We start from the raw sequence: 14,289 nt of genomic DNA on the forward strand, positions 1-14,289 counted from the left end.
TTTATTATATTTCCACTATTTTCTTATTTACAATTTTTTAAATTATGACTTTATTTTAACTAATAAAACTATTTATTTAATTATTAATAGTATTAATAATTTTCGAAAATGTTAATTTATGAATTCATTCTTAGCAAATAAATAGAGTAGCATCATATGCTATACTATGAACAGCTTAATTTTTATCTATAAAAATCTTGATTTTTTGATAAAGTAACTTGCTAGTTTATAGGATTTATTTCTGGTCTTATATGAATATTCATTCTAATAACTAATAAACATCTAGTAGCACTGGATATAACTACTGATAAAGCTATAATAGATTAATATCTGAATTTTTTAATCTATAGTTTCCATATCATCAGTACTAAAAGTTAGTTAGCTAATTATGATAAATATATCTACCTCTAAGTACGTAGATTTCTACTAAGACTAGTTTCTGCTATATTTAAATATAGTAGTTGATATTACTAAATTGTCAGTTGACGATACAATATGTAATTTCTTGACAAAAGCAACAGGATTTCTATTATATAATCGGAAGATATATTCAGCTATTTCATAGTTATTCCTATAATTTAATAATAGCATACTATTAATTAATCTTATAGATTAAGAATAATTACAAACCGATCATAAAAACAGATTTTTCACCAACCTTTCCATAAAATATTATGGATAAACTAGCAACTTTAGACAACGATATAATGATATCGCCATGTAACCGGATGAGATCAATTTTAAATCGCTGATGGAAATTAAGCATAAAATAAAATTAATTATTCCTTATTTGAAGGAAAGTAAAAAAAGACGATAAGCGAGTATATATTCTAGTTTTTAAAGGTATATAAAAAATTGAGATAGTATCGAATTATATCTTAAATTTTAAATATTGACAGTAATGTACTCTGGTTAGAGTGAGGAAGTATACTTGACAGTAGCAAATAATCTTATTGTTATTGCTCTTCGAAAATATATTAACTATTTGAAATTTTTATACTACAACTAAGCGTATATTACAACTAATTTTTAGTTATTTTAAGTTCTGATACAGGACGGAGTATCATTATTTAGAATTTTTAGCTGTATATTAGTCGTATATCGAATTGATATAAATATTTAGCAGTAATATTTCGATGAATTATTTTATAAAATGATCTAGCGATATCAGTTACATAATATACATTTATTAATAATGATTTAGTTATTATTAATTAATTTATTTTCATATTATATAATAATATAGTGTTAATTTTTTATTTTAAAATTATTTTATCTATAAATTTTTTCTTTTCATTTTGCTAAGCTAAAATATTTGCGTTTTTAAAATATTAAAAAGTAATAAATCGATTAATAAAACTATTGAATTTGCTCATTTTATGTTAAAATACAATAAAGAATCTACTAGTATCTAGATACTAGACTATGTGATCTTTACTAATTCCAAACCATACTAGTTTCATAGTAATAGAACAAAAGATCAAAATAACAGAAATCACTATATTGCAGTATTAAATAATAATTTATAGCCTAGCTATAATAGAGGTTAATATATAGAGCTGATCTGAATTCCGTTTTAATGTTAATGAAGTTAAAATTGAAAATAAACATGAGCATTATAATAGATATTAACTAATGATTTTACAAAATAGAAAGTTATTTTTTGTTCCCGAAACTACTATATTATCATTTGTTCTAATATAGGAATTGTATTGGATATTTTATTAGTATCCAGTTTATCAATTTCAATATTGAATCGTTTGTTTTTAAAAAACAGTGATTTATGAAATAATTTCATATAAAAATAGATTATGAAAAATTTACAAAATAATGGAAATATCCACTTTTATGGAATAAAATAATAAAATTTTAGTAAAAATTTGTAAGAGTTCTATTTTATTACACTAAGTTACTTTTAACCTACTTATAACTACCCTTTATTAAAATATTATGTTATTTGCTAGTGAATCATTAATTTATTTTATAATATATTAATATATAACTATACTTATTATAATATAATTACTCATTACTTGATTATACAGGACTATAATACACAGTAGAATATTTATCTGTGATAAATAATAAGATTATTCGATACTATTTTAGCATTTTTTATGAGTTAATTCACTCAATTTAAGTATATTAATCAATACAACTTATATCATTAATAAAAATAATCTAGTTAATTATCTAAGTTTTTATTTGCAATAACTTAGAAATCGTTTTCATCGCAATTATGTTATTGGATATTCTATTAAAATAGAATAGCTAGCATTATTTGCCTTTTAGTGTTATTAAAGATTTAATTATATTTACATATGATAATGTTAGAATTAAAAAATAAAATATTATATATGAAAATTGTAGATATATTTTAGTTTATTCATATCAAATTTAAACAAGTGTAAGGCTTTAGCGATTAACGATGATACTTATCTTATTTTAGCATTGTATTAATTTTAATATATTTTAAATATGTTGATGCAGCTATAAATTTTCAAACGAAAATAGTCATAAAAAACATCTTTTAAAAGATTTCTTTATTTTAAATTTTAAAATTAATTATTGTAACAACAAAGTTATATGTAATTAATTTTAGTCAAAATTAATATTTTGTATTAATAAGGTTAATCGTTAATCATTAATTATTATTTCTTCAAATCGATAAGATAGTTTACATTTATTTTAATTTCATGAGTATTCAAAATCAAAAACGATTTTATAGTTCTAGTAATGTAAGGTTTTTAAGTATTATTATTTTTGATATATTACTAGCTCTTAGTATGGTAGTTGATATATTCTCAACAGAGAGGTCTTTAAGTTAAAAGATATTAGAAGAAAAATTAGATAAAAATGCTATTTGCATGAATTAGCTATAAGTAATTCTTGCTTAAGCTAGCATTAGCTTATAGATCGGTTCGTGCTATATTTTTATGCTTGAAGTTTTTCTCGAAGTTTTTAGTTAAAAAGAAAAAAACATATATGATAACATCATATAATCATTTTACCCTCGCTGCAGACTTATAGTTATAGCTATATATTATTTCAATGCTACATAAAGATCTCCAATATAAATATACTATATAAAATATAAAATTAACTAACTAATAACAGTTCGATATTGTTAGATTAAAATATATTATATTATTCTTATTTCTAATAAAAGATTTATCGATTTCGGTGGAAGTAATTTGGTTAAAATAACGCATTAATATTAATTAATATTAATATAACTACAGTAAAATTCTGTAAATTTCTTTTTTTGCTTTTTCAGTAACCAAGAATACCTATTCTAGCATGTGTATGCTAATTTTGGCGTTTAGTTAGGTAAAACTATTCTTGATCTATCAATAAATAAGTATACGATTATTGATAGTTAAACGCTTATTAATATAATTGTAGTTTTAGACATATTTAGTTTTTTAATAAAACTAATAAATTAAGCATGATAACTTCTAATATGTTAGTCATTACGTAAATCTTATTCACATACAGACTAGAAGTTATCTAGAGGGTAGTAGTAAATAAATGTTACGATCACTTAGCCGCTCTAAGTTTTAAGATAGTTTATTTAAAATAATTCGGTATGCAATAGGGATTACAGTCAAACGACTATCATAATTTTAAAGATTAGTACATTAATTAGCAAATTTCCTGGTGTAAAATAATCAATGCAAATCTGTGTTTTTATTTTTAAATAAAACATAACATGACATAAATCATCTTTATGATACCAGATATGAAATTTAACACATATGCGATAATGTATATGTTTTGAACGGAAATATATGTATTAAACACCTATAATGCTAGCATTATTTATTTATTTCAGACGTGCTACTTTTACTTTTAACTATTGTTCATATTAATCGGTAAATTATATCTTGAGAATTATGATTAATTTCTACTAAATAGATATTTTACTACTTTCTCTATTAAGAGAGTAGCAAGAAATAAACACTTAATATTCAATTTATTATCTATTATTATCATAATATATCTATATCTTAGATATATTAATTATTAAAAACGGTAGAGTTATTAACTAGCTAAATGTGATCTATTTCTCACTTAGATCTTATAGTTAGTAGCAATATTCTAATAATCTATAAAAATTGTTTTTTATAGATCGTTTTTATAATACTTGTACTATTACAGTAGTAGTAAGATTTACTGTTAACCTTGGTTAGTGTGGTTACTTGCAATAATTTTAATCGTGGACTTATTAAATAAGTACTTGAAGACAATAAATTAATTTAAAAGATTGATCAGAACAAGAGTTTAGCCAAAAAAGCTCGTTATTTATTCACAATATAAATACTAAATATTAAATATATACTGATATTAATCAATAATATTTATGTTAATTTTATTAGCATATTATCTTATCTAAGATAAGAGGGTATCTAAATCTAGAGCGTATTTTCTATAATATATTGAATATTTCTCTAGATAATATTCATTAATCTATAATTCGAATTCGATCGGAAATTTAATTAATTTATTTTGCAATACCACACATATTTATCGATTTTACAGTGTATATAGCGATAATATACACTTTAAATCTCAAACAAAAAATCAGTCTAAAATAGAAATTTAAAATTTAATAAATCTATTTAATTAATAATTATCGACCTATCGTAATAATGTTAACGATATGATATGTATCTTAAACAGAGAAGAAACAATTTATCACTATATAAGCAATAGTACACATTGAAAGAATACGCATGAATTATGCTCGTTTAAAATGGGTTTACTAATATAGCAATTATTGTTACAATCATTCGATTTGATTAATACTAAAACAAAATTTTTTAATTATATCAATTAACATATAAAGCTAGGTAAAATTAATCTGATAAGATATTGCAGTATTATATTCATTAATAACTAAGTTTAAACCTTATGATGTACTACTGGTATATTTCATACTATGAAACAATGCATATTTATCAGATTAAAAGATGGAATTTTATTAATGATAATTTTTTACTATCACTTTTATAAAAGCTTACTTTTTAAACTATTAGCTTAAATTATTAGCATTAATAGGTTCTTAACCTATAAAACAACCTGAGAAATATTATTAAATTCCCATTATTTATTGCATTATTAGTAATAGAGTATTTTCTGCTAAAAAAAAGAACATTTTTGATAGGATTGATATGATTTATCGTAATTTAATTTTTATAGACGTAATTTTCTTAATTATGTTACTAGCGTCGCATTGCTAGTAACATATATAATTATATAAAACAATCACACTCGTTATCTTATTAATTAATTTATTATAAAATTGTTAAATTTTACAATTGAAGATATCTGAATTACTAAATATAGTGGAATTGAAATTTTATATTAAATTGATATCTATATCAGTATTATAAATGCTTATTCTCTTTTAGTTAAATAAAAATTGATCAATCTCTCTGATTCAATTGTTACTATATTAAGTTAAGTGAATCTATATTTTTCTTTTTTTTTCGAAAGAAAAATTTTAGCTAAAATTAACTATCATAAGAAATTTATCTAGTTCATTCTAGACTAGTTGTTGATTAATAAATAATCTAATAGCCACATAATATTCATATTATGTGGCTATTAGGAAAAATAGAAATAAGCAAAGCTTATTAACTCGTAATTACATATAATCGTAGAGCTAATACTAGCACCGACACATTATAATTTTATCCTATTAGAGGATATATACACTTTTGACAGCAGTAAATATAAATTTTTCGTATTTTTACCTATCTTCTATAGCTCATATTAGCTTTTCACCAGTTTCTTATGTAAAGAGATGGAAGTGCTATTGTTTTATATAATCTGCAATAAGAAAATAAAATTTTTTGTGTATTGACATTAGACTTAGCTTATAGCTAGTATTGGACGGAAAATAGTTATTTGTTTAATTTATCACCATTTAATATAAAAGTTTAAATTAGTACTTGTTATTAGCTATTAATATTCTATAATATAAACTTAATAGTTGTAAAAGTTAGTATGATCTAGTATGATCTACTTTCTTATTTGAATTTAAGTAATTCGTAATATAGTAGAAAAAATAAAACTTGACTATACAGTAGAGAATCGGGTACTGTGCAAACTGCATCTAGTTGAGAAAAAATCTTATGATACTGCTCTTTAATAATTTATTAAATAATCTGTGTGGGCACTAACAAAACGATATTGAAGTATCAAATCTTAAAGAGCGAAAAATAAAGATTAGTATAATATCAATATATCAATTCTAATTATTTTAGTTCTTTGAGAATTAATTTTCAATTGAAGAGTTTGATCATGGCTCAGATTGAACGCTAGCGGTGGGCCTAACACATGCAAGTCGAGCGGAATCGGGAAGAAGTTTGCTTCTTTGCCGGCGAGCGGCGGACGGGTGAGTAATGTCTGGGGATCTGCCCAATGGAGGGGGATAACTACTGGAAACGGTAGCTAATACCGCATAATGTCGTGAGACCAAAGTGGGGGACTTTATGGCCTCACACCATCGGATGAACCCAGATGGGATTAGCTAGTAGGTGAGGTAATGGCTCACCTAAGCGACGATCCCTAGCTGGTCTGAGAGGATGACCAGCCACACTGGAACTGAGACACGGTCCAGACTCCTACGGGAGGCAGCAGTGGGGAATATTGCACAATGGGGGAAACCCTGATGCAGCCACGCCGCGTGTGTGAAGAAGGCCTTCGGGTTGTAAAGCACTTTCAGCAGGAAGGAAGGCAATAGTATTAATATTACTATTGATTGACGTTACCTGAAGAAGAAGCACCGGCTAACTCCGTGCCAGCAGCCGCGGTAATACGGAGGGTGCAAGCGTTAATCGGAATTACTGGGCGTAAAGCGTACGTAGGCGGTTCGTTAAGTCAGATGTGAAATCCCCGGGCTTAACCTGGGAACTGCATTTGAAACTGGCAAACTAGAGTTTCGTAGAGGGGGGTAGAATTCCAGGTGTAGCGGTGAAATGCGTAGAGATCTGGAGGAATACCAGTGGCGAAGGCGGCCCCCTGGACGAAAACTGACGCTCAGGTACGAAAGCGTGGGGAGCAAACAGGATTAGATACCCTGGTAGTCCATGCTGTAAACGATGTCGATTTGAAGGTTGCGGACTTGAGGCGTGACTTTCGGAGCTAACGCGTTAAATCGACCGCCTGGGGAGTACGGCCGCAAGGTTAAAACTCAAATGAATTGACGGGGGCCCGCACAAGCGGTGGAGCATGTGGTTTAATTCGATGCAACGCGAAGAACCTTACCTACTCTTGACATCCAGAGAACTTAGCAGAGATGCTTTGGTGCCTTCGGGAACTTTGAGACAGGTGCTGCATGGCTGTCGTCAGCTCGTGTTGTGAAATGTTGGGTTAAGTCCCGCAACGAGCGCAACCCCTATCCTTTGTTGCCAGCGATATTATCGGGAACTCAAAGGAGACTGCCGGTGATAAACCGGAGGAAGGTGGGGATGACGTCAAGTCATCATGGCCCTTACGAGTAGGGCTACACACGTGCTACAATGGCGCATACAAAGAGAAGCGATCTTGCGAGAGTCAGCAAACCTCACAAAGTGCGTCGTAGTCCGGATTGGAGTCTGCAACTCGACTCCATGAAGTCGGAATCGCTAGTAATCGTGGATCAGCATGCCACGGTGAATACGTTCCCGGGCCTTGTACACACCGCCCGTCACACCATGGGAGTGGGTTGCAAAAGAAGTGAGTAGCTTAACCTTAAGGAGGGCGCTTACCACTTTGTGATTCATGACTGGGGTGAAGTCGTAACAAGGTAACCGTAGGGGAACCTGCGGTTGGATCACCTCCTTACTAAAACAATACGTTGAGTGACGTGTCCACACAGATTATTTAATAACTGAATAAGTAAGAAAACCTGCTATAGGCTTGTAGCTCAGGTGGTTAGAGCGCACCCCTGATAAGGGTGAGGTCAGTGGTTCAAGTCCACTCAGGCCTACTAGTTCTATTTATGTGGTATTTATCAAGCAAAAATTTCTTACTGATGCGTATTTTTTAATAATTTTATACTAAAAATCAAAAAACAAAACTGACTATTAATCTGTAATGTTACAATGTTAACAATTATTTCTTATTAAATAAATAATATTATACATAAGTAACGACATGATAATATCAAGGTAATTGAATTTGGGGCTATAGCTCAGCTGGGAGAGCGCCTGCTTTGCACGCAGGAGGTCAGCGGTTCGATCCCGCTTAGCTCCACCATTTATTGAAATATAGCTTTATTTTAATTTTTGTATTATGTTATTCTGCAAGTATGCTTACAAAGAATATTTGTGAAATATAGCTCTTTAACAATCTGAAACAAGCTAAAAATTTAAATCGTGTACTAGTGTAAATTCAGTATGCGAATCTCTCAGGAAAAGTAAGAAAAATCTGAGATGGTGTATATATACGGCGTATAAATGTTATTTATTCTTTATATATAGCTCTTTAAGTAATAACTTGAAGAGTAATATAAAATTAAGATATTAAATTTCAGATATGCAGTTCGTCATAAAATACAGACAGTTCAGGGTTGTGAGGTTAAGTGACTAAGCGTACACGGTGGATGCCTAGGCAGTCAGAGGCGATGAAGGACGTACTAATCTGCGAAAAGCGTCGGTGAGCTGATATGAAGCGTTATTAACCGGCGATTTCCGAATGGGGAAACCTTATGCAATTTATTTTGCATAATCGTTAAGTAAATAAATAGCTTAATGAAGCGAACCAGGGGAATTGAAACATCTCAGTACCCTGAGGAAAAGAAATCAACCGAGATTCCCTTAGTAGTGGCGAGCGAACAGGGAACAGCCCAGAGCTATCATCAACTTGTACATTAGGAAAATGGTCTGGAAAGTCCGGCAATATAGGGTGATAGCCCCGTATCTGAAGGTGTACTTGTTGTGAGCTCGATGAGTAAAACGGGACACGTGATATCCTGTTTGAATATAGGGGGACCATCCTCTAAGGCTAAATACTCCTGACTGACCGATAGTGAACCAGTACCGTGAGGGAAAGGTGAAAAGAACCCCGGTAAGGGGAGTGAAATAGAACCTGAAACCGTGTACTTACAAGCAGTAGGAGCATCTTCCAAGATGTGACTGCGTACCTTTTGTATAATGGGTCAGCGACTTATATTCTGTAGCAAGGTTAACCGTATAGGGGAGCCGTAGGGAAACCGAGTCTTAACTGGGCGTTTAGTTGCAGGATATAGACCCGAAACCCGGTGATCTAGCCATGAGCAGGTTGAAGATTAGTTAACACTAATTGGAGGACCGAACCGACTAATGTTGAAAAATTAGCGGATGACTTGTGGTTAGGGGTGAAAGGCCAATCAAACCGGGAGATAGCTGGTTCTCCCCGAAAGCTATTTAGGTAGCGCCTCGTGAAGTCATCTACGGGGGTAGAGCACTGTTTCGGCTAGGAATCTATCCTGGATTACCAACCCGATGCAAACTACGAATACCGTAGAATGTTATCACGGGAGACACACGGCGGGTGCTAACGTCCGTCGTGAAGAGGGAAACAACCCAGACCGCCAGCTAAGGTCCCAAAATCATGATTAAGTGGGAAACGATGTGGGAAGGCCTAGACAGCCAGGATGTTGGCTTAGAAGCAGCCATCATTTAAAGAAAGCGTAATAGCTCACTGGTCGAGTCAGCCTGCGCGGAAGATGTAACGGGGCTAAATCATGTACCGAAGCTGCGGCAGCAGCATTTATGTGTTGCTGGGTAGGGGAGCGTTCTGTAAGCCTGTAAAGGTAGCTTGTGAAAGCTGCTGGAGGTATCAGAAGTGCGAATGCTGACATAAGTAACGATAAAGCGGGTGAAAAACCCGCTCGCCGAAAGACTAAGGGTTCCTGTTCAACGTTAATCGGAGCAGGGTGAGTCGACCCCTAAGGCGAGGCCGAAAGGCGTAGTCGATGGGAAACAGGTTAATATTCCTGTACTTAGCATAACTACGAAGGGGGGACGGAGAAAGCTAGGTTCGTCGGGCGACGGTTGTCCCGATTCAAGCGTACAGGTGAAAAAAACAGGAAAATCCGTTTTTTTATAACACTAAGGCGTGATAACGAACTACTATGGTAGTGAAGGAATTGATGCTACGCTTCCAGGAAAAGCCTCTAAGTTCTAGGTTATGCTGAATCGTACCCCAAACCGACACAGGTGGTCAAGTAGAGAATACTCAGGCGCTTGAGAGAACTCGGGTGAAGGAACTAGGCAAAATGGTGCCGTAACTTCGGGAGAAGGTACACTGGCATATAGGTAAAGGTTTTTCCTGAGCTGAAGCCAGTCGCAGATACCAGCTGACTGCAACTGTTTATTAAAAACACAGCACTGTGCAAACACGAAAGTGGACGTATACGGTGTGACGCCTGCCCGGTGCCGGAAGGTTAATTGATGGAGTTAACCGTAAGGAGAAGCTCTTGATCGAAGCCCCGGTAAACGGCGGCCGTAACTATAACGGTCCTAAGGTAGCGAAATTCCTTGTCGGGTAAGTTCCGACCTGCACGAATGGCGTAATGATGGTCAGACTGTCTCCACCCGAGACTCAGTGAAATTGAATTCGCCGTGAAGATGCGGTGTACCCGCGGCAAGACGGAAAGACCCCGTGAACCTTTACTATAGCTTGATACTGAATATTGAACTTTAATGTGTAGGATAGGTGGGAGGCTTTGAAGTGTTGATGCTAGTTAACATGGAGCCATCCTTGAAATACCACCCTTTAACGTTTGATATTCTCACTCAGATCCGTTATCCGGGTCGAGGACAGTGTCTGGTGGGTAGTTTGACTGGGGCGGTCTCCTCCTAAAATGTAACGGAGGAGCACAAAGGTTAGCTAATCACGGTCGGACATCGTGAGGTTAGTGCAAAGGCATAAGCTAGCTTAACTGCGAGAGTGACTACTCGAGCAGGTGCGAAAGCAGGTCTTAGTGATCCGGTAGTTCTGTATGGAAGGGCTATCGCTCAACGGATAAAAGGTACTCCGGGGATAACAGGCTTATACCGCCCAAGAGTTCATATCGACGGCGGTGTTTGGCACCTCGATGTCGGCTCATCACATCCTGGGGCTGAAGCAGGTCCCAAGGGTATGGCTGTTCGCCATTTAAAGTGGTACGCGAGCTGGGTTTAGAACGTCGTGAGACAGTTCGGTCCCTATCTGCCGTGGGCGTTGGAAGATTGAGAGGGGCTACTTCTAGTACGAGAGGACCGAAGTGGACGCACCACTGGTGTTCGGATTGTCATGCCAATGGCACTGTCCGGTAGCTACGTGCGGAAGAGATAACCGCTGAAAGCATCTAAGCGGGAAACTTTCCTCAAGATTAGTCTTCCCTGAGACTTTAAGTCTCCTAAAGGGACGTTAAAGACGATGACGTTGATAGGTCGGGTGTGTAAGCGTTGTGAAGCGTTGAGCTAACCGATACTAATGACCCGTGAGACTTAACCTCACAACACCTGAGTTGTTTGAGAAATAAAAATGGCGAAGTTTCAGATAAATTTCAGATAAAAAAGATAAACTAATAATTTTAAAAATTAAAATTAATTTACATAATAGCATAGCTCGTTTTTTAAAGTTTAAAATTTAACTTTTACCTATACTATTGCTCTATTAAGTATTAGGGGCGTAGTTCAATTGGTAGAGCACCGGTCTCCAAAACCGGATGTTGGGAGTTCGATTCTCTCCGCCCCTGTCCAATCATAAAGAGATCTTTACAAAAATATTTTTATCTACTATTTTTACTCTTTAAAAAAATAGTATTGTATTAGCAATATTTCTAAATAAAGAACTATTTTGTTATTTTATATTTTAAACTTTTATCTAGTTTACTATTTTAATAAAATTATGTTGATTTAGAACAACAAATATTTTCTCTTTCAAAAGAAAGAATAATAAGTGGAAGTCGTTTTTACTCCCTTATTGATTAGTAAAATTAAGATTATTACTTACTTATACTAGTAAGTAATAGATATATCATTTGATTTAATTTTCTACTATTCAATCTAATAAGCGATATATTTGAATAAATAACTTTAACTTTTTCTTGATTTAAAAAATCTTCTTATTAGAAGAACATTCTAAAAAATTATAGAGTGCTTCTTTCACTTATAGTAAAAATTAGTTTTTTTAGTCTATCTAAAAAGGATTTTAAAATAAAAAGAAAATATTACTTCAATAATAAACGCGCTTTTTTTACTAAATTCTCTTGAGTAAACCCGAAAATCTTGAATAATTCCTCTGCTGGTGCCGATTTACCAAAAGTAGTCATACCGATGATCTGTCCATCAAGGCCTACATATTTATACCAATAATCGACAATACCAGCTTCGATAGCAATACGGGCTTTTACTTCTCTCGGTAAAACAGATTCTTTATAGTTATCATCTTGTGCATCGAAAACATCGGTAGAAGGCATAGATACAACTCGTATTTTTCGACCTTCAGCCTGTAATTGTTTATAAGCAGCTACTGCTAGTTCTATTTCTGAACCAGTCGCTATAAAAATTAATTCCGGCTTTCCCTTGCAATCTTTTAATACATATCCACCGCGAGTAATATCAGCTAATTGCTGTGCCGTACGATCTTGTTGTGCCATATTTTGACGTGATAAAATAAGCGCGGTAGGTCCATCGTAGCGTTCGATAGCTTTTTTCCAAGCAACAGCGGTTTCTACTTGATCACATGGACGCCAATTACTCATATTTGGTGTCATACGTAGGCTAGCTAATTGATCAATAGGTTGATGAGTTGGACCATCTTCACCCAAACCTATAGAATCATGAGTATAAATCATAATATGGTGAGATTTCATAAGCGCTGCCATACGAACTGCATTACGCGCATATTCAACAAACATTAGAAATGTAGCAGTATAAGGTATAAAACCACCATAATTAGCCAGACCATTGCCAATAGCTGTCATACCGAATTCACGTACGCCATAATGGATATAATTACCACAAATATCATCAGTAATAGGCATAGATTTTGACCATATAGTCAAATTACTTGGAGTTAAATCTGCCGAGCCGCCTATAAATTCTGGCAACATAGGACCAAAGGCTTCTAATGCATTTTGTGAAGCTTTTCGACTAGCAATTTTTTTTGGTTTAGCTTGGAGTTGTTCAATAATATTTTTGCTTTCTAACTTCCAATTTTCTGGTAATTTACCATTTATGCGGCGTTTCAACTCATATGCTAGTTCGGGAAAAGCATTTTCGTAGGCTTGAAATTTATCGTTCCAAGCCGCTTCTTTTTTCTTGCCTGCCTGTTTTGCATCCCAACCTTGGTAAATTTCTAATGGAATAATAAAAGGTGGATCCTTCCAATCAAGTGCTTCTCGTGTAGCAGCAATTTCGCTATTGCCTAAAGGTGTACCGTGGGCGTTATGAGTGCCAGCTTTTGTCGGTGCGCCGAATGCGATTATAGTTTTGCATATTAGTAAAGACGGCTTATCAGTAATAAAATGAGCTTTATCGATAGCTGCTTTAATGGAATCCCTATCGTGGCCATCTACATTGCGTATAACATGCCAACCATAAGCTTCAAAACGAGCAGCAGTGTTATCACTAAACCAACTTTCAACGTTACCATCGATTGAAATACCGTTATCATCATAAAAAGCTATTAATTTTCCTAACTTCATAGTACCAGCTAACGAACAGACTTCATGAGAAATACCTTCCATCATACAGCCGTCTCCGAGAAAAACATAGGTATAATGATCAATAATCTGGTAACCGGTACGGTTAAATTGTGCTGCCAGAGTACGTTCACCTATCGCCATACCGATAGCATTAGCAATTCCTTGACCTAAAGGTCCGGTAGTAGTTTCTATACCATCTGTACAGCCATATTCTGGATGTCCTGGAGTTTTAGAATGTAGTTGCCGAAAATTTTTTAACTCTTCTATCGATAGATTATAGCCAGTAAGATGTAAAATGCTATAGAGTAGCATTGAGCCGTGACCGTTAGAAAGAACAAAACGGTCTCGATTAACCCATTTTGGATTGGATGGATTATGGTTCATGTAATCACACCATAAAACTTCAGCGATATCTGCCATACCCATTGGTGCGCCAGGGTGACCAGAATTAGCTTTTTGAATAGCATCCATGCTTAATACACGGATAGCGTTAGCAAGTGATTTTTTTGATCTCATGAGGTGTTCCACACTATCTTTCTATTGTCCATTACTATAGAAATAAATTATTTTAAAACGTTTTTATTTTATAAAATAAATATTATTACATATGTATAATAATA

2 protein-coding genes, 3 tRNA genes and 2 rRNA genes are annotated in these 14,289 nt (G+C 33.4%); 5 read left to right on the plus strand and 2 right to left on the minus strand.

Annotated elements, in window-relative coordinates; genetic code table 11:
* Positions 1 to 3,607: 3,607 nt before the first annotated feature.
* Positions 3,608 to 3,793: a hypothetical protein gene (locus tag FVIR_RS02790; RefSeq protein WP_082799142.1), complete on the minus strand. Its 186-nt coding sequence runs from the start codon at positions 3,791 to 3,793 to the stop codon at positions 3,608 to 3,610.
* A 2,498-nt stretch (positions 3,794 to 6,291) separates the two neighbouring features.
* On the opposite strand from FVIR_RS02790, the gene FVIR_RS01890 reads away from it, so the two are divergent.
* The 5 genes from FVIR_RS01890 to FVIR_RS01910 all read left to right on the plus strand — a co-directional run bounded on the left by FVIR_RS01890 (position 6,292) and on the right by FVIR_RS01910 (position 11,716).
* A 16S ribosomal RNA gene (locus tag FVIR_RS01890) occupies positions 6,292 to 7,833 on the plus strand.
* A 71-nt stretch (positions 7,834 to 7,904) separates the two neighbouring features.
* Positions 7,905 to 7,978: transfer RNA gene (locus FVIR_RS01895), tRNA-Ile, on the plus strand.
* 193 nt (positions 7,979 to 8,171) lie between these two features.
* Positions 8,172 to 8,247 (plus strand) — tRNA-Ala (locus FVIR_RS01900).
* A 319-nt stretch (positions 8,248 to 8,566) separates the two neighbouring features.
* Positions 8,567 to 11,473: ribosomal RNA gene (locus FVIR_RS01905) — 23S ribosomal RNA — on the plus strand.
* The 16S and 23S rRNA genes sit together here with 3 tRNA genes alongside, the layout of an rRNA operon.
* 170 nt (positions 11,474 to 11,643) lie before the next feature.
* Positions 11,644 to 11,716, plus strand: a tRNA-Trp gene (locus FVIR_RS01910).
* Between the two features lie 474 nt (positions 11,717 to 12,190).
* Here FVIR_RS01910 and tkt read toward each other — a convergent pair.
* Positions 12,191 to 14,185 (minus strand): transketolase, encoded by a 1,995-nt coding sequence (gene tkt / locus FVIR_RS01915; protein ID WP_067498268.1) that lies wholly within the window; start codon positions 14,183 to 14,185, stop codon positions 12,191 to 12,193.
* Positions 14,186 to 14,289 lie beyond the last annotated feature (104 nt).

The sequence above is a fragment of the Candidatus Gullanella endobia genome, from assembly GCF_900048035.1.
Taxonomy (GTDB): domain Bacteria; phylum Pseudomonadota; class Gammaproteobacteria; order Enterobacterales; family Enterobacteriaceae; genus Gullanella; species Gullanella endobia.